Source organism: Amycolatopsis sp. 505, from assembly GCF_031625235.1.
Classification (GTDB): domain Bacteria; phylum Actinomycetota; class Actinomycetes; order Mycobacteriales; family Pseudonocardiaceae; genus Amycolatopsis.
In genome coordinates, this window is the sequence record NZ_JACKQP010000005.1 from 460,470 (window position 1) to 477,621 (window position 17,152).

15 protein-coding genes are annotated in these 17,152 nt (G+C 72.3%); 4 read left to right on the plus strand and 11 right to left on the minus strand.

Features of this window, described 5'->3' with window-relative positions; translation table 11 throughout:
- Nucleotides 1–3: 3 nt before the first annotated feature.
- Entirely contained in the window at nucleotides 4–1,107 is a 1,104-nt protein-coding gene (locus H5965_RS21415; RefSeq protein WP_310972030.1) for a zinc-binding dehydrogenase, read from the minus strand.
- 56 nt (nucleotides 1,108–1,163) lie between these two features.
- Between H5965_RS21415 and H5965_RS21420 the strand changes: the two genes are divergently transcribed.
- Entirely contained in the window at nucleotides 1,164–2,453 is a 1,290-nt protein-coding gene (locus tag H5965_RS21420; RefSeq protein WP_310971815.1) for an amidohydrolase family protein, read from the plus strand.
- Here H5965_RS21420 and H5965_RS21425 read toward each other — a convergent pair whose 3' ends face one another.
- Nucleotides 2,454–3,188, minus strand: a complete 735-nt coding sequence (locus H5965_RS21425) for an SDR family NAD(P)-dependent oxidoreductase (RefSeq protein WP_310971816.1) — start codon at nucleotides 3,186–3,188, stop codon at nucleotides 2,454–2,456.
- Between the two features lie 45 nt (nucleotides 3,189–3,233).
- Here H5965_RS21425 and H5965_RS21430 point away from each other — a divergent pair, with 45 nt between their 5' ends.
- Nucleotides 3,234–4,154, plus strand: a complete 921-nt coding sequence (locus H5965_RS21430) for an aldo/keto reductase (RefSeq protein ID WP_310971817.1) — start codon at nucleotides 3,234–3,236, stop codon at nucleotides 4,152–4,154.
- Between the two features lie 47 nt (nucleotides 4,155–4,201).
- Here the strand turns inward: H5965_RS21430 and H5965_RS21435 are convergent, their stop codons facing one another.
- The 5 genes from H5965_RS21435 to H5965_RS21455 form a co-directional block, all read right to left on the minus strand.
- Nucleotides 4,202–4,855: an alpha/beta fold hydrolase gene (locus H5965_RS21435; protein ID WP_310972032.1), complete on the minus strand. Its 654-nt coding sequence runs from the start codon at nucleotides 4,853–4,855 to the stop codon at nucleotides 4,202–4,204.
- Between the two features lie 75 nt (nucleotides 4,856–4,930).
- Nucleotides 4,931–5,836, minus strand: a complete 906-nt coding sequence (locus H5965_RS21440; RefSeq protein WP_310971818.1) for an ABC transporter permease — start codon at nucleotides 5,834–5,836, stop codon at nucleotides 4,931–4,933.
- On the minus strand, nucleotides 5,833–6,777 hold the full coding sequence (locus H5965_RS21445) for an ABC transporter permease (RefSeq protein WP_310971819.1): 945 nt from the start codon (nucleotides 6,775–6,777) through the stop codon (nucleotides 5,833–5,835). The genes H5965_RS21440 and H5965_RS21445 overlap by 4 nt, the downstream gene beginning before the upstream one ends.
- On the minus strand, nucleotides 6,774–8,351 hold the full coding sequence (locus tag H5965_RS21450; RefSeq protein WP_310971820.1) for an ABC transporter substrate-binding protein: 1,578 nt from the start codon (nucleotides 8,349–8,351) through the stop codon (nucleotides 6,774–6,776). Before H5965_RS21450 ends, H5965_RS21445 begins: the two co-directional genes overlap by 4 nt.
- Nucleotides 8,348–10,051 carry an ABC transporter ATP-binding protein gene (locus H5965_RS21455; protein ID WP_310971821.1) on the minus strand — a complete coding sequence of 568 codons (1,704 nt, stop codon included), beginning with the start codon at nucleotides 10,049–10,051 and terminating at the stop codon, nucleotides 8,348–8,350. Before H5965_RS21455 ends, H5965_RS21450 begins: the two co-directional genes overlap by 4 nt.
- Before the next feature lie 229 nt (nucleotides 10,052–10,280).
- On the opposite strand from H5965_RS21455, the gene H5965_RS21460 reads away from it, so the two are divergent.
- Together H5965_RS21460 and H5965_RS21465 are read left to right on the plus strand one after the other, a co-directional pair.
- Nucleotides 10,281–11,255, plus strand: coding sequence for a methyltransferase domain-containing protein (locus H5965_RS21460; protein WP_310971822.1), 975 nt, complete (start codon nucleotides 10,281–10,283; stop codon nucleotides 11,253–11,255).
- Nucleotides 11,252–12,175, plus strand: a complete 924-nt coding sequence (locus tag H5965_RS21465) for an alpha/beta hydrolase (RefSeq protein WP_396136920.1) — start codon at nucleotides 11,252–11,254, stop codon at nucleotides 12,173–12,175. The genes H5965_RS21460 and H5965_RS21465 overlap by 4 nt, the downstream gene beginning before the upstream one ends.
- A 2-nt stretch (nucleotides 12,176–12,177) precedes the next feature.
- Here H5965_RS21465 and H5965_RS21470 read toward each other — a convergent pair whose 3' ends face one another.
- The 4 genes from H5965_RS21470 to H5965_RS21485 form a co-directional block, all read right to left on the minus strand.
- A complete protein-coding gene (locus tag H5965_RS21470; protein WP_310971824.1) occupies nucleotides 12,178–12,765 on the minus strand; it encodes a TetR/AcrR family transcriptional regulator in 588 nt (195 codons plus the stop codon).
- A gap of 66 nt (nucleotides 12,766–12,831) precedes the next feature.
- Entirely contained in the window at nucleotides 12,832–14,433 is a 1,602-nt protein-coding gene (locus H5965_RS21475) for an amidohydrolase (RefSeq protein WP_310971825.1), read from the minus strand.
- A 2-nt stretch (nucleotides 14,434–14,435) separates the two neighbouring features.
- Entirely contained in the window at nucleotides 14,436–15,176 is a 741-nt protein-coding gene (locus H5965_RS21480) for a MoaF C-terminal domain-containing protein (protein ID WP_310971826.1), read from the minus strand.
- 7 nt (nucleotides 15,177–15,183) lie between these two features.
- On the minus strand, nucleotides 15,184–17,046 hold the full coding sequence (locus tag H5965_RS21485; RefSeq protein ID WP_310971827.1) for a primary-amine oxidase: 1,863 nt from the start codon (nucleotides 17,044–17,046) through the stop codon (nucleotides 15,184–15,186).
- Between the last annotated feature and the right edge of the window lie 106 nt (nucleotides 17,047–17,152).

The window sequence follows — 17,152 nt, forward strand, 5'->3', positions numbered from 1 at the left end:
CTCCTAGGGAAGTCGGGGGTCGATGACGGCTTTGAGCTCGCCGAGCCGGGACATCGACTCGACGGCGGCGGACGCGCCGGCCAGCCCGACCGGCGGGCTGAACAGCTCGTCCCATGGCATCCGATCGGCGAAGGCGCGGAAGAACCCGACCGAGCGGTGGTAGTCGGCGATGTCGCCGTTGAGGGAGCCGGCGAGCGTCAGTTCCTTGCCCATCACCGTGCCCAGCGGTACCGGGACGGGCACCGGGCCGGTCGATCCGACGAGCGCGACCGTCCCGCGCTGGGCGGCGAAGGCGACGGCCTCCTCGCCGATCGTCGGGCCGCCCGCGAAGTCGAACACGTGGTCGGCGCCGCGGCCGCCGGTCAGCTCGCGCACCCGCTCGATGCGTTCGTCCGGAGTGGACTCGACGTCAACGGTCGCGGTGGCCCCGAACCGTTCGGCCACGGCCAGACGTTCGCCGGGACCGCCGACGGTGATCACCGTCCCGGCACCGCACAGGCGGGCGACCGCCGTGGCGAACACGCCGAGCGCCCCCGCGCCCTGCACGACGACTGTCGCGTTCGGACGGATGCCGCCGGACCGGGCGACCGCGCGCAACACGGTCTTGCCCGCGCAGCCCGACATCGACGCCCACATATCCGGGACGTCGTCCGGCAGCAGCAGCTTCGCCGCGCCGGGCGTCACGTAGCAGTACCGCGCCAGGCCGCCGGTAGCGTACGGGAACCGGTCGGCACGCTGGAGGAAGCCGTAGCCGCGGTGCTCGCAGGCGACCGGCTCGCGCAGGATCGTGCACCCGTGGCACTTCCCGCACGTCGACTCCGACCAGCCGATGCGGTCGCCGGGCCGGATATCGCGGCCGAGGGTGTCGGTGGTGCCGGGGCCGGTGGCGACGACTTCGCCGACCATCTCGTGGCCCAGCACCATCGGGAGCATGCCGGGCAGGCTCATCCGCCCCGACCAGAGGTGGACGTCGGTGCCGCACAACGTGGTGCAGGTGAGCCGGACGAGCGCGGCGCCCGGCTCCGGTTCGCCGGGAAGCGGGAGCTCGCGCCGTTCGAGGGGAGCGCGGTGGCCGGTGAGAACGGCGGCCTCCGTGGTGGTGGGCAGGGCCATCTTTTTAGTCTACAGTCGTGGAAGAAAAAGTCCAGGTTCGGGAGGAAACCATGACGGCACAACGGATCCACCCGGCGGATCTGGTGGTCCGCGGCGGGGTGGTGCACACCTTCGGCTCCGCGGGCACGGTCACCGGTCTCGCGGTGCGCGGTGGCCGGATCGCCGCGGCCGGCGGCGACCTGACCGGCCACATCGGACCGGACACCGAAGTCGTGGACCTCGCCGGCCGGACGGTGCTGCCCGGCATCAACGACGCCCATCTGCACGCGACCTGGCTCGGCGCCCGGTGGCCACACCCGCTGCTCGGCGCGCCACACGAGGAAACCCCGGTGGTCACCGCGGAAGACCGCCGGGCCGCGATCCTGCGGGCCGGCGACGTCTGCGCGGCGCTGGGCATCACGAGCTACACCGAGCCCGGCCTCGGTCCGGGCGAGACCGGCTGCTTCTCGGCCGAAGTCGTCGACGAGTACGCGGTCCTGCAGCGCGAAGGCCGGCTGCGGGCCCGGGTCACCGTGCTGCGCCTGTTCGGTCTCCTCGACGGCGCCAGTTCGCTGCCGGACTTCGCGCGCGGCCTGGTGACCCCGGTGCCGGCGGCGGATCCGGAGTGGCTGGCCGTCACCGGTGTCAAGATCTTCGCGGACGGCATCCCGCCGATGCGCACGGCCTGGACCCACCACTGCTACGCCGACGGCACGCACGGCACCCTGCTCGTCGACGGCCCGGACGACGACCGGCGCGCGGCCAACCTGGCGGCGATGATCTCGCTGGCTCATGAAGCCGGGCTCGTCGTCGGCGTCCACGCCACCGGCGAACGCAGCATCGAGACCGCTCTCGAGCACCTGCGGGCCGGTGACCACCTCGTGCACGGCGACCTGGTCACCCCGGCGCAACTGCGGCGGATGGCGGCCCATCGTGTCGGGCTGACCACGCAACCCGCGATCGCCACCGCGATGCGGCCGATGGTCGCCACGGCGCTCGGCGAGGACGTCGCCGCGAAGGCGTGGCCGCTGCAGGACGTCCTCGACGCCGGAGTGCAGCTCACGCTGAGCAGCGACGCGCCGGTCGTCACCCCCGACTGGCGCGTCCACCTCGCGGCGGCGGGCGAGCTGCTGGGTGCGCGAGGTGCCACGCCCGAGCTCACCGAACGGCTGCTTCGCTGCTACACGAGCGAAGCCGCGGCACAGGACGGATCCGCGGCGTGGAAGGGATCCCTGGAGCCGGGCAAGGTGGCCGACTTCTGCGTCCTGGCCGCGAACCCGATGGCGGTCGCCTTGGCGGACCTGCCGTCGGTCGCCGTCGAACTCACCGTGACCGGCGGCCGGATCGTCCACAAAGGATAGTCAGGTGAGCAGCTGGCCGCCGTCCACCGCCAGGCTCACCCCGGTGATGTGCCCGGCGGCGGGCGAGGCCAGGAACACCACGGCCGGGACGACGTCGCCGACGGCGGCGATGCGGCCCAGCGGGATCCGGGCCTCCCAAGCCGCGCGGGCGGCGGGGTCTGCGGCGAACCCCGCCGTCATCGGCGTCAGCACCGGTCCCGGCGCGACCGCGTTGACGCGGATCCCGTGCGGCGCCAGTTCCAGCGCCGCGGACCGGGTCAGCGCGTCGACCGCGGCTTTGGTGGCTTCGTAGTGGCCGAGCCCGGGCGTCGGCTGCCGGGCACCGATCGAGGAGATGTTCACGATCGCCCCGCGCGTCCCGGCCGCGGCCATGTGCGCGCCCACCGCGCGGGTCATCAGGAACGTGCCGCGGAAGTTGACCCGCAGGCAGCGGTCGAAGACCTCGACGTCCAGGCCGGTCAGCGGACCGCCGCCGCCGGCCAGCCCGGCGTTGTTGACCAGCACGTCCACCGGCCCGAACCGGTCCGCCACCAGGGCGGCCGCCGCCTCGACCGACGCGGGATCCGCGATGTCGAGTTCGACGTGCTCGGCGCCGATTTCGCGACCGGCGTCGTGCGCGGCCCGGGCGTCCACATCGGCCAGGACCACCCGGTCGCCCGCGGCGAGAAATCCTTCGGCGACCCCGCGGCCGATTCCGCTCGCGCCGCCCGTGACCACCACAACCCGTGTTTTCATTCTACAATCGTAGATGAAAGATGTGCTGCGGCGAAAGGAAAACCCGTGCTCGGAAGATCGGCCTTCGGCCTCGGCTCGTGGAACACCTGGGACCGGATGGCGTTCGACGACGCCGTCCGGCTGCTCCGGACGGCCGTCGACGCCGGCGTCACGCTGTTCGACGTCGCCCACTACGACTTCGGCCCGCACGCGGAGAACTCGCGCACGGACATCCTCTTCGGCGAGGTCGTGCGGAAGGCCGGGATCGCGCGTGAGGACTACGTGCTGTGCGGAAAACTCTGGCTCTGGGACTACCCGCGCAGCGGCTTCGCCGGCCAGCTCGAGACGTCGCTGGGCCGGATCGGCACGGAGTACGCGGACCTGGTCGTGGTGGGCGACTACCGGGAGCGGCTGGACGTCCCGCGGGTCGTCGCCGAGGTCGCGGAGCAGATCCGGGCCGGGCGGATCGGCGGCTGGGGCGTCAACAACTGGCTCGCCGCGGACCTGGACGCAGCACTGGAGTTCGCGGATCGCGAAGGTCTCCCGGGGCCGGAATTCGCCCAGCTCAAGTACTCGATCGCGCGCCGCTCGATGGCCGAAGGCGAGCCCTACCGCAAGCACTTCGCGAGCGGGCGGCTGGCGCTGCAGGCGTCCGACGTCTTCGAAGGCGGTGTCCTGCTGGGGAACGCCACACCGGCCCGCAAGATCGGCGCGGACGTCGGCGGGATCCGGGCGGACATCGTGGCCGCGTCGGCGGAAATCGGGCGCGTCGCGGCGGACTTCGGCGCCACCCGCGCCCAGCTCGCGCTGGCCTTCTGCCTGGCGTACGAGCCGGTGGCGAACGTCCTGTTCGGAGTGACCCGCACCGAACAGCTGACCGACAACCTCGGCGCGCTGCTCCTGGCCCGCGAGCACGGGCCCGAGATCCGCGCGGCCCTCGACCACCTCCGCCTCGACCACGCGGTCGCCCCCGACGGTTCCTGGTGACGGCTCAGGGGCGGCGCTTTCCCGGAAGGCGCCGCCCCTGAGGCCGATCAGGTGGTGAGGAAGGTGAGGGCCGCGGTGCGGAAGGGGGCGCCGCGCAGGGCGCCGCCGTGGTCGCCGGGTACCTGGACGAGGTCGCTGCCCGGCACCAGCGGGACCAGCGTCTCGATGCCCTGGCTGACCGGGTCGTCCCGGCCCGCGACGAACCGGGTGGGCACGGTGACCGTGCCGGCCCGCGGTGCGAACGGCTCCCGCCGGAGGCCTTCGATGCACCGGGCGAGGGCGGCCGGGTCGCGGCCGGGCGCGGTGATCATCCGGGCGATCGCCGCCGTCAGCGGGTCGGCCGGCAGCCGCCCGCCGCCGGCGAAGGCCAGTGCGGCCTCGACGTCGACCGCGCCGAACGGCTCGTGCGGGCTGAGCCCGCCCAGCACCAGCCGCCGGACCGGCAGCACCGCGGGCAGCTCCCACGCCAGCCGCGCGCCGAGCGAGTAGCCGACGACGTCCACTTCGGACACTTCGCCGGCCACGAGAGCGAGTTCCCCGGCGATCGCCTTCGGCGTTACGTCGGCGAGCGCCGGGCTGGAGCCGTGGCCGGGCAGGTCGGGCACCAGCACCGGACGGCCCGCGGCGGTGAGCGCCGACGGCCAGCCCGTGCTGATCCAGTCGGTGGGCCCGTCGGAGGCGAACCCGTGCAGCAGCAGCACCGGCGCCCCGGCGGCCGGCCCGTCCGGGGTGAACCGGCGGACGGCAAGGGAGGTGAGCGTCAAGGAGGTCCTTTCTCACGAAGCCCGGCGCAGGCGCTGCAGCTCGCCGAGCGTCCGGGCACGGGTGTCGACGGCGATCCGCAGCGCGGAGCCGGCGAGGTTGAGCAGCAGCACGCAGGCCATGATCGTCACGCCGGGCACGACGACCAGCCACGGCGCGGTGACCAGGTACGACCGGCCCTCGGCGATCATGTTGCCCCAGGTCGGCGTGGGCGGGGCGATGCCGAGGCCGAGGAAGCTCATGGCGCCGTCGACGAGCATCGCGGCCGCCGCCAGGATCACCACCTGGACCAGCGCCAGCGGCAGCACGTTGGGGAACACGTGCACCAGCAGGATCTTGCCGCGGCTCATCCCGGACACGCGGGCGGCGCCGATGTACTGCCGCCCGGCGATGCCGAGCACGCGGCTGCGGATCACCCGGGCGGTGAACGGCGTGAAGATCACCGTCAGCGCGATCAGCTCGGTCCAGATGCTCGCGCCCAGCGCGATGGCCAGTGCCATCGCCAGGATGATCGCGGGGAACGACATCCACGCGTCCATCAGCCGCATCAGCACCGCGTCGGCGGCCCGGTAGAAGCCGCTCACCAGGCCGATCAGCATTCCCGAGAAGGCCGCGCACACCGTGATCAGCGCCGACAACCCCAGCGACGCGCGGCCGCCGGACACCAGCCGGGCCAGCACGTCCCGGCCGAACGAGTCGGTGCCGAGCGGGTGCGCGCCCGAAGGCGGCAGCAGGCGGTGCACCGGGTCGGTCGCGCTGACACTCGGCAGGAAGAACGGCAGCACGACCACGGCCAGCACGATCAGGCCGAGCAGGAGCGAGCACACGACGAGGGTCCGGTTGCGCCGGAACGCCCGGGACGCGCGCCCCGGCGGGGGACCGTCCACCGAGGTGGCCGGTTCGGCGACGGCGAGGCTCATGCGACACGCACCTTCGGGTCGAGCAGCGCGTACGAGAGGTCGACCAGCAGGTTGACCACCACGAACAGCACCGCGACGAACAACGTCACGCCCTGGATGAGCGGGAAGTCGCGGGTGGACACCGCCCCCATCAGCAGGTGCCCGAGGCCGGGCACCACGAAGATCGACTCGATGATCACGATGCCGCCGACGAGCATGGCGAAGTTGCTGCCCAGCTGCGTCACCAGCGGCATCAGCGCGTTCGGCAGGACGTGCTTCAGCATGACCCGCCGCTCCGGCAGGCCCTTGACGCGGGCGGTCCGCAGGTAGGCGAGCGGCAGCTCGCCGAGCACGCTCTCGCGCAGGGTGAGCACGAACAGCGCCGTCTGCCCGATGACGAGCACGGTCACCGGCAGCACCAGGGCCGGCACCGCGGCCACCGGGTCGGTGAGCAGGTCGTGGTAGCCGCTGGACGGGAACCACCGCAGCGTCACCGAGAACACCAGCACCAGCACCAGCGAGATCCAGAAGTCCGGCATCGCCATCCCGAGCGAGGACAGCCGGTCGAGCGTGCGGGCCACCGGGTTGCGCGGCGACACCGCCTGCCACGCCGTGATCGCCACCGAGAGGACGAAGCTGACGATCGTCGAGAGCACGGCCAATGTCAGCGTCGGCACGATGTGCGCGGCGACGACGTCGAGGACCGGCTGGTGGTAGGTGATCGACGTGCCGAAGTCGCCGTGCAGCACGTGCCCGGCCCAGCTCAGGTACTGCTGCCAGAGCGAGCCGTCGAGGCCCAGGCTCGTGCGCAGCGCGGCAACGTCGGCCGGGCGCGCGGTCGGGCCGAGGATGGCCTGGGCCGGGTCGCCCGGGATCAGCCGGATGACGAAGAACATCATGGTGCCGACGATGACCAGGATGATCACCAGGTCGCGCAGCCGGCGCAGCAGCACCCCGGTCATGCGGCCAGCCAGGAGTTCCAGAACACCCGGTAGAAGTCGCCGTAGCCCTTGAGCCGCGGAGTGTAGGCCGCCCAGAGCTTCGACTGGCTCAGCGTGATCACCGACAGCTGCTTCCAGGTGAACGCCTGGAGCTTGTCGATCACGGCCTTGGCCTGCTCGGGCGTGGCCGAGGCGTTGAACTCGGCCAGCAGCCCGTCGAGCTCCGGCGACGACGAGCCGTTCAGCGTGCCGAGGGTCAGCGCGGGCATCTGGGCGGGCGAGGTCAGCGACGAGTCGAAGAACAGCGTCGTGATGTCCCAGCCGCCCGGGTCCTTGGTGAGGGTGCCGAGCATGGTGGCGAAGTCGAAGGTGTCGATCTTGGTCTGCAGCCCGATCTTGCCGAGCGCGTCCTGGATGAGCACGGCCCACTTGCCGAACTCGGGGTAGGAGTTCGTGGTGACGATGTGGATCGTCGCCCCGGTGGTGACGCCGGCGTCGGCGAGCAGCTGCTCCGCGCGGGCCGGGTCGTGTTCCCGGTAGACGGACTCACCGGCGGTCGAGTAGGACGCCTTGTTGTCCGGCGAGGCGAACGCACCCGTCTCGATGGTCAGGTCCTTGCTGCCGCCGGTCGCCGCGTTGATGGCGGGCTTGTCGAGCAGCAGGTTCAGTGCCTGGCGGGCCCGGGGGTCGGCGAACTTGGAACCGGGGTTGAAGTTCGGGATGACGACGTTCTCGTTGCCGCCGGGCAGGTTGTGCACCACCAGGTTCGGATTGGCCTTGAGCTGCTCGTACTGGTCGTTGGCCGGCATCGCGTGGTCCCACTGGCCCGTCTGCAGGCCGTTGATCAGCGCGTCCTGGTCGCCGACGACCTTGTAGGTGACGGTGTCGAGGTAGGCGTGCTTGGCGCCGGCCTGGCCGCCCCAGTCCTCTTCGGACCGCGACCGGTAGCCGTCGTAGCGCTGGAGCACCAGCTGCTGGCCGATGTCCCAGCTCTTCAGCTTGTACGGGCCGGTGCCGATCGCCTTGTCCTGGCCGAACCCGGTGGCGGGCAGGCCGGAGAGGTTCTTCGCCTCGTAGATCTCGGTGCCCGCGCCGGCGAGCTCGTCGATCAGCGGGTAGCGCGGCCGCTTGAGGTCGATGGCCACCGTCGCCTGGTCGGGCGCGGTGATGGCGGCGATGTCCGGCGTGACCAGCTGCCCGGTGCGGTGGCTCTTCTGCCAGCGCTGCAGGCTCGCGACGACGTCGTTGGCGGTCAGCGGGTTGCCGTCCTGGAACGTCACACCCTGGCGCAGCTTGAAGGTGTAGGCGAGGCGGTCGGGGCTGATCGTGTAGGTGTCGACGAGCATCGGCCGGGCGACGAAGTGCTGATCGACCTCGAACAGCTTCTCGTACATCATGTTGCCGATCTGCGCGGTCACCTGGCCGGGGTTGGCGACCATGTCGAGCGACTGCGGATCGGTGGGGACGGCGACGGTGAGGTTGCCGCCGCGGACCGGTGGCCCGTCGGCGGCCGGGGTCGTTCCGGCGCTGCCCGTGCAGCCGGCGAGCAGGGTGGCCGCGGCGGCGAGGGCGGCGAGCAGGGGAGTTCTCTTCATGGGCGCGTCGATCCTGTGTGGGGGAGGGCGGGCAGGTCGGGGTTGGCGGCGAGCAGCCGACGGGTGTAGTCGTGCTCGGGGGAGAGACGGATTTCGTCGGGTGTCCCGGTTTCGATCAGCTCGCCGCGGTACATCACGCCGACGCGGTCGGCCACTGACAGCACGAGGCTGAGGTTGTGGGTGATGAACAGCAGGCTCAGCGTGCGGGTGCGGCGCAGGTCCAGCAGCAGGTTCATCACCTGGCCCTGCACCGAGACGTCCAGGGCCGAGGTCGGCTCGTCGGCGACGATCAGCTCGGGCCCGGCGGCGATCGCCCGCGCGATGGAGACGCGCTGCCGTTGCCCGCCGGACAGCTGCGACGGCAGCTTCCCGGCGGTGTCCTTCGGCAGCCCGACCTCGTCGATCAGGTCGGCGACCCGGCGGTCCAGCTCGGCGCCGCGCAGCGGGGTCAGTTCCTTCAGCGGCTCGGCGATGATCCGCGCGGCGGTGTGGCGGGGGTCCAGCGAGCTCTGCGGGTCCTGGAAGATGAGCTGGACGCGGCGGCGGAACGCCCGTTCGCCCCCGGTGAGCCCGGCGGAGTCGATCCCATGGGAACCGAAGGTGACGGTTCCCGAAGTCGGCGGTTCGAGCGCCGTCACCAACCGGCCGAGGGTCGACTTGCCGGAGCCGGACTCGCCGACCAGGCCGAAGAACTCCCCGGGCGGGATTTCCAGGGAGACCTCCCGCACCGCTTCGACCCGGTGTCCTCTTCGTCCGTACACTTTGGACGCTCGGCTGATCGTCAGCGGAGATCCCCGGTGGACGTGGTCCGGCTGGGGTTGCGCGGCCGGCGTCTCGAGGGTCATCGTGGAAGAGATGACCGGGAACCCGCCGCGGCGGTCGACGCCGAGCTGCGGCACGCACCCGAGCAGCGCCCGGGTGTACGGGTGCTTCGGCCGCATCAGGACCTCGTCGCGCGAGCCCGCTTCGACCAGACGGCCGCGGTACATCACCGCGATCCGGTCGGCGACCTGCGCGGCGACGCCCATGTCGTGGGTGATGAACACGCAGGCGGTGCCGTGGTCGCGGCGCACGCGGTCGAAGAGCGTGAGGATCTCCGCCTGCGTGGTGACGTCGAGCGCGGTGGTCGGCTCGTCGGCGATGAGCAGGTCCGGGTCGGCCATCAGGGCCAGCGCGATCATCACGCGCTGCTGCATGCCGCCGGACATCTGGTGCGGGTACAGCCGCAGGATCCGGTCGGTGTCGGTGAGGCCGACCTCGGTCAGCAGCCGCTTCGCCTTGGCTTCGGCCCGCTTGCGCAGCGGGCTGCCGCGGCGGGCGGCCTGGCCGGGCAGCGACCCGGGTTCGCGGTAGGCCTCGGTCAGCTGGTGGCCGACGCGGCGGCTCGGGTTCAGTGAGTCCAGGGCCTCCTGGAAGATCATGCCGATCCGCGGCCCGCGGTAGGCACGCATCGCGTCGGCGGGCAGTTTCGTCACGTCCACGCCGTCGAAGGCGATTTCGCCGCGGGTGCGCACGGGGGCGACGAATTCGAGCAGGCGGATGATCGACAGGGCGGTCACGGTCTTGCCGCTGCCGGACTCGCCGACCACGCAGAGCGTCCGCCCTTGCCCGAGGTCCAGGGAGAGCTCCCGCACGAGTTCGCGTTCGGTGTCGTCGGTGACGACGCCGACGGTGAGCTCCCGGATTTCGAGCAGCGTCATGGATTCCCCTTCCTCGCGCCCGCCGCGAGCGGGCGGGCCGGACTGCCGGGCACCGGCAGGGGTAGTTCTACGCATGTTGACACTGGCCTGGGGCCGTGTCAATGGTTTTATTCTACGAGTGTAGGAAGTTGAAACATCACGGCTTTTTGTTGCTGCGCGGGAGAAATTCGTCCCTGGACTCTTTTATCTACGCATGTAGAGTGTCCGGGTCGAACACAAGGAGGACGACGTGACGCCCACCCCAGCCGCGCCCGACCGGATCGTGGAAACCGCCATCGGCTACATGGCCGCCCAGCAGCTGTTCGCCGCCAACCGGATCGGCCTGTTCCCGGCGCTGGCGGCCGGCCCGCTCGGCCCGGCCGAACTGGCCGAGCGCACCGGCAAGCCGGAGAAGATCGTCCGGATCCTCGGCGACGCCCTCGCCGCGCACGGCCTGCTGTCCCGCGTGGACGGTCGCTACGCGCTCACGCCCGACACCACCGAGTACCTCGGCGGAGAAGGTCTGGACCTCGCGCCGTTCCTGACCTTCCTCGAGACGATCAGCTACGCGCACTGGCTGCAGTTCGCGCACACCACCGACACCGGCGAGCCCGGCGAGCTCGACCTCGCCGGCGACCGCTGGACGACGTTCCTCGGCGGGGTCATGGTGTATAACGCCCTACACGCGCGGATGCTGGCGCGGAACTTTGACTTCGGCGGGTACAAAAACCTCCTGGACCTGGGCGGTCTTTCCGCCGAGTTCGCGCTCCAGGCCCTCCGCGCCAACGACGTCCTCCGGGCGACCTTCGTCTACGACCCGCGGTCGGTGGACTCGGTCACCGCGGCCGTCGCGGAGTTCGCCGGCCGGACGACCGTCGTCGGCGCGGCGACCCCGGACGCCGAACCCGAGGGCGAGTTCGACCTGGTCATGGTCAACCACGTGGTCCACCGGTTCTCCGTCGACGAGAACCGGGCCATCCTGCGGCACGCGCGGGCCGCGGCGGCACCGGGCGCCCGGCTGCTGCTGCTGGACTTCTTCCTGGACGAGGACGACTCGCCGCGGGCGCTGGACGCGCTGCACGCGGGGGAGTACCTGGTCATCGACGGCACGGTCGTGTACCCCGAGCGGGACGTCCGGGGCTGGCTGGCCGGGGCCGGGTGGCGGCCGGTGGACCGGCTCGCGCTGCCGGGTTCGCCGCGGGTGCTCGTCGCGGAGGCGGTGTGACCATGGGTCTCGACCCCGCGGTGCGGGAGCTGCTGGCCCGCAGCCCCGACGCGCCTGCCCGCCCGATGACGGCCGCCGAGCTGCGGGCGGCGTTCGCGGCGTCGCGGCCGGAGCCCGGCCCGGTGGCGCCGGTGGCTTCGGTGACCGAGGTGCCGGTGCCCGGCCCGGGCGGCGACCTGCGCGTCCGGCTGTACCTGCCGGACGCGCCCGGCCCGGTGCCGGTGTTCGTGTGGATCCACGGCGGCGGCTGGACGATCGGCTCGATCGACGAGAACGAAGTCGCCTCCCGCGCGGTGTGCGCGGCGGCGTCGGTCGCGGTCGCGGCCGTCGAATACCGCCTCGCCCCGGAGGACCCGTACCCGGCGGCGCCCGCGGACTGTTACGCGGTGCTGGAATGGCTGGCGGCGGGCGGCGCGGGCCCGGCGGTTTCGCCGTCGCGGATCGCGGTCGGCGGCGAGAGCGCCGGCGGCAACCTGTCCACAGTGGTCTCGATTATGGCGAAGGACCGGGGTGGCCCGGCGATCGCGGCGCAGGTGCTGATCTGCCCGGTGTTCGGCCACCCCGACGACGGCCATGCGTCCTATGTGGACTTCGCGACGGGGTACGGCATGACGGCCGACGCGATGCGGTTCTTCTTCGCCCAGTACGCCCCGCCTTCGTTCGACGACCCCTACGTGCTGCCGTCGCGTGCCGGTGACCTCACGGGCCTGCCACCGGCGCTGGTGCTGACGGCGGAGTACGACGTCCTGCGTGACGAGGGGGAGGCGTTCGCCCGCCGGCTGGCGGAGGCCGGGGTCGCGGTGGACCTGCACCGGTACGCCGGGCAGATCCACGGTTTCTACGGGCTGTACACCGGCTTGCCCGCGTCCGCCCGGTCGCACGCGGAAGTGGCCGCGTACCTGCGGGGGATCTTCACCTGAGGTCAGGGGCGGGTGAGGCGGTCCAGGAGGGACTCCAGGTGCCGGTGCTGGAGGTCGATCGTGGAGAACTCACCCGCCACCAGGCTCATCACGTTGGCGCCGGCGTTGAGCAGGACGATCTCGTCGACGATCTGCTCGTCGGGGGTCTCGGTGACGATGTCGCCGTCTTCGCGGCCCTCGGCGACGAAGCGGTGCAGCAGCCCGCGCCATTCGCGGACGTGCTCGAGGTACTTGTCGTGCATCCGCCGGTTGCCCAGCGACATCTGCCAGAAGATGAGCAGCACCCGCCCGGCGGTGATCCGCTCTTCGTCGATCGGCATGGACGAAACGCAGATCTCGCGCAGCGCGGCGAGCCCCCGCAGACCGTCGAGCTCGACGTATTGGCGCATCATGTCGAGGGCCCGCTCGTAGGTGGCCGCGATGATGTCTTCCTTGCTGGGGAAGTAGAGCTTGAGGGCCCCATTGGCGAACCCGGCGGCGGCGGCGATCTCGCGCATGGTGGCGGCTTCGATCCCGCCCCGCACGATCAGGTCCCAGGTGACGTCGACGATGTCGCTGCGCCGCTGGTCGTGGTCGATGATCTTGGGCACCCGGCACCTCCCGCACTGGTTTCTCTACCAGTGTAGGAGAAAGTGCGCGCGAGGACAGCTCCGGGGTCAGCGCCGGAAGACGCGCCGTCCCGCGAACCACGTCTCCACGACCTGCGTCTCCGCGACCTCCGCCGTCCGGAAGGGATTGCGGTCCAACACCACGAAGTCCGCCGACCGCCCGGGTGTCAGCGCGCCCGTCACGTCGTCCAGGCCACACGCCCGCGCGCCGCCCAGGGTGAACACCTCGATCGCCTCGGCCAGGGTGATCGCCTGCTCCGGCCAGAGCGCCCCGGGCCGCCGTCCGTGCGGGTCCGCGCGCGTCACCAGGCCCGCGATGCCTTCCCAGGCGTTCGGCGACTCGCTCACCGGCCAGTCCGAGCCGCCCGCCACCAGGGCACCGGTGTCCAGCAACGTCCGGTTCGGCTGCATCCGCGACGCCCGGGCGGCCGGCAGCACCTCCGCGATCGCCTCCGGGATGACCCCCGGCACCCACAGGAACGGCGAGATGTCCGCCGCCACGCCCAGCGCGGCGAACCGCGGCAGGTCGTCCGGGTGCACGAACTGCCCGTGCGCCACCTGGAACCGCGTGTCGGCATACCCGGCCGCGCGCACCTTCTCGACCGCGTCCAGGAACTGCCGCACCGATGCGTCGCCCGTGCAGTGGACCTTCGCCGAGAAGCCCGCAGCTGCCGCCGTGAGGAGCCACTCGGTCAGTTCGGCCGGGGGCATCGTCGTGGCGCCGTGGAAGCAGCTGCCGTGGGTGTCGTCGGGCAGGTACGGCTCCAGGAACGCCGCCGTGCGGGTCGGCGGCACGCCGTCGAGGAAGATCTTCACGAAGTCCGGCCGGTGGTGCTCGGTGCGGTACTCGCCGGCGAGCTCCAGCAGGGGCGCCCCGACCGGGTCGAAGCCGAAGATCGGGTCGTTGACCAGCAACGACGACACCACCCAGGCGTCGAGCTCGCCGGCGGAGTCCAGCGAACGGAGCGCGCCCAGGATGTCGGTCGAGACCCCGGCGTCCTGGAACGCGGTGACGCCGAAGCCGTGCAGCACCTCGACCGCCCGCCGGGACGCCCGCCGGTGCTGCTGCGGGGTCAGCCCGGCGATCACGCGCTCGACCAGCACGCCGGCGGCCTCCAGCAGCAGCCCGCTGGGCTCGCCGCCGTCGCGGACGACGACCCCGCCGGGCGGGTCCGGCGTCGCCGCGGTGATCCCGGCCAGCTCCAGGGCCCGGCTGCTCACCCAGCGGTTGTGCCGGCTGTCGTCCGACAGCGACACCGGGCGCCCGCCCGCGGCCTCGTCCAGCGCCCGCCGGGCCGCCGGAACCGACAGCTCCGCGACCAAAGTGGACGCCCAGGCACCGCCGGTGAGCCATTCGTCCGGTCCCAGGGACGCGGCCCGCGCGCGGACGGCGGCCAGGATGTCCTCGACCCCGGCGTCCGCGCCGAAGGTGAGTTCGAACAGCTCCGCCCGTCCGGCCATCGCGTGGTGGTTGTGCACGTCGACGAGCCCCGGCATGACGAACGCGCCGCCGAGGTCGAGCACCTCGGTGTCCGGGCCGATGCCGTCGTCGGCCACCTTGCCGCCGGTGACGGCCAGCGAGGGCGCCCAGGGCCGCGCGGTGTCCAATGTGTACACGACGGCGTTCGTCAGCACCAGGTCGGCGGCCATCGTCAGCGCTCCGCGGGATCGAACTCGGCCGGGTGGACGGTGGCGCTCAGCAGGTGCCCGTGCGCGCCGAAGGTGAAATGCGTCGGCCGCTGCCCGGTGGCGTCGAGTCCGAAGAGGACACCGTGGGAGCGCAAGGCGCGGGCGTTGCGGTGATCCGCGACGGTGACCGACGCGCACGGGATGACCTTCTCGCGCCAGGTGAAGACGTGGATGCCGGGCCGCAGCTGGTAGACGGTGTTCTCGTCGGTGTCGGCGAGCCCGCGCTCGGGCCCGGCCAGGCACTGCCACGTGTACCAATGCGGGCTGAGGTAGACGTGCTCGTAGGCGTGTTCGGGGCTGTACACCCACAGCACCCGACGCCCGATCAGGGCGGTGCTCGGCGCCATCGGCTCACCGCGGACGTCGAAGCCGTCGATGGTCGCGGGCCGGAACTCCTGGGTGACGCGCGGGGTGCCGTGGTCGCCGATCGTCGTGGTGACCACCAGCGCGCGGCCGTTCCGCAGGTCCAGGAAGAGCGACACCGCCTCGCGCGCGTCCGGCGACGGGTGGTGCTGGACGTAGTAGAGGTCGTCGTCGACGAGGAACGTCTCGTCGGTGCCGCGCCAGGTGAAGACCGGTCCGTCGTCGTCGCGCAGCACGAAGGAGCGGCCGTGCAGGTCGTCGACGGCCGGCGCCTTGTGGGCGTCGAAGCCGGGGGCGAGGCCGTCGAGCGGCAGCCAGGTGGAGGTGTCGGAGAGCGTCATCGTGTCCTCAATGTGCGCAGTGGTCGCCGGCCGGCAGGTCGAGCGCGGGGTTGCGGTCGAGGAACCCGGACGGCCGGAACAGGAACCCGGAGCGGTCGACCGGCATCACCGGCCAGTCCTCGGGGCGGGGCACGTGGGTCGGGCCGAACACGTGCCACAGCACGAGGTCGGTGTCGACGAGGTCGCGGTCGGCGGCCGTCCACGCCGGGAGCCCCGCGCCGCCGGGGTGGGCGTTGGGGCGGTCGCCGGCCGGGAACCGCTCGTCCTCGCGGTACGGCGTCGCCCACAGGTGCTGCGTGGCGAAGGTGGCGCGGGCGTGCACGGTCGCCTCCGGCTGCGCCATCAGCGTCGCCGAGGGCCGCGGCACCAGCTGGTAGGCGGTCGGCTTGCCGAGCCGGTTGACCCGCGTCGCGCTGCGGACCTCCCAGACGCGGGCGCGGGCCGGGTCGGCCCGGCGCATCGCCTCGCGTTCGGTCCGCAGCGGCGTGGTCTTCCAGGTGAACGCGTTGCCGTACGGGTTGCGCGGGCCGGTCGGCACACCTTCGACGTCGACTTCGTGCAGGCTGGTGCGGTCGCCGTCGACTTCGACGTCGAGGCGCGCGCAGAACAGGTGCTGGTGGACCGGCGCGAACAGGCCGGGCGCCAGCTCGGTGGCGTGCGGCTGGTCCGCACCCGGTGTCCCGGCGCCGCAGAAGACGATGCCGGTCGCCTTCGCCTCGAACTCGATCGAGCCGTCGAGGTGGAAGTACCAGTAGTGGCCGTAGTCGTAGTTGCCGATGGTGGAGATCGACGACACCACCAGCCGCCGCGACCGCCGGACCTCGGGCCGCCCGGCCAGGTCGGTGTGCTTCCAGAGGATCCCGTCGTCCTCCTCGTGCAGGCAGACCGCGCGCGGGATCTCGACCGGCTCGCCGCGGTCGTCGGCCACCCAGGCCGGGAAGTAGTGGATGACGCCGACGCAGTCACAGCCCAGGCGCAGGTCGTTGCCGTTCTTGCCGAACTGGTACTCGCCGGCGTCGAAGTAGCTGATCCAGAACCGGCCGGGCGCGACGTCCCCGTACGGGACCACCATCTCCGGGACGGAGGCCCGGTACAGGACCGGCCGGTCCTGGAAGCTCACCTGGTGCAGCGTCAGCCCTTCGCGGGCGTTGAACCCGACGCGCAGCCGCCAGCCCTCCCAGCGCACCTCGGAGCCCTCGACGGTGAAGCTCGGCCCGGCGGGCTGGGTGATCTCGACCGGCTTGAGCGTCGTCCGCGCCGGGACGCCGGTGTACCGCCCGCTCTCGGCGGGCACCGGGACGTCCCCCTCGTCCTCGACGCGCAGAACGCGCTGTTCGGTGAGGTTCAGGTGCACGACCAGGCCTTCGACCGGGTGCGCCCACGGGCTGTCGTCGGCGTCTTCCCGCAGGAAGGTCAGGGACCGCATGACGCGGCCGGCCTCGTCCTCGCGCCCGAAGTAGCCGGGCGCGAGCGGCGCGCAGAAGGCGTGCCCGATCCGGTCGGCGAGGCCGCGCCGGGCCATCGCGGCCTGCCACTCCGCCGACGCCTTCGTCAGCTGCTCGGCCAGCGCGTACTCCTCGAACAGGTACGACGGCTGCCCGTCGGCCTCGGCCCAGTCGTCCCAGGACACCAGCTCGCCCTCGGTCACCGAGACGACGGCCTCGCCGGCGCGGCCGGTGGTGGTGTCGAGGAGCGTGTACCGGATCCGGCGGTCACCCCCGCCCGCGCGCACCTCCGCCTTGGCGGGTTCGACGGGCAGGACCTGCGGGACCCGGATGGTGGCGCCGGCCAGCCCGGCCGCGGCGAGGATCGCGCGGCCGGCGGACAGCTCGGCGGCGGTCAGCGGGTCGAGGGGGTGCGGCGTGCTCACCCCGATGAGTCTCGGCCCCGGTCGCCGCGCGCGCCATCGACCTTGCGGCGCGGGACAACAACGCTGCGCTCGCGGCCAACCGCCCGGCGGGCGCCCGCGGTGAGGA

Coding starts and splice junctions, on each gene's coding strand:
- H5965_RS21420 (WP_310971815.1), top strand. CDS start 1,164: ATGACGGCACAACGGATCCACCCGGCGGATCTGGTGGTCCGCGGCGGG.
- H5965_RS21425 (WP_310971816.1), bottom strand. CDS start 3,188: ATGAAAACACGGGTTGTGGTGGTCACGGGCGGCGCGAGCGGAATCGGC.
- H5965_RS21440 (WP_310971818.1), bottom strand. CDS start 5,836: ATGAGCCTCGCCGTCGCCGAACCGGCCACCTCGGTGGACGGTCCCCCG.
- H5965_RS21445 (WP_310971819.1), bottom strand. CDS start 6,777: ATGACCGGGGTGCTGCTGCGCCGGCTGCGCGACCTGGTGATCATCCTG.
- H5965_RS21450 (WP_310971820.1), bottom strand. CDS start 8,351: ATGAAGAGAACTCCCCTGCTCGCCGCCCTCGCCGCCGCGGCCACCCTG.
- H5965_RS21455 (WP_310971821.1), bottom strand. CDS start 10,051: ATGACGCTGCTCGAAATCCGGGAGCTCACCGTCGGCGTCGTCACCGAC.
- H5965_RS21475 (WP_310971825.1), bottom strand. CDS start 14,433: ATGGCCGCCGACCTGGTGCTGACGAACGCCGTCGTGTACACATTGGAC.
- H5965_RS21480 (WP_310971826.1), bottom strand. CDS start 15,176: ATGACGCTCTCCGACACCTCCACCTGGCTGCCGCTCGACGGCCTCGCC.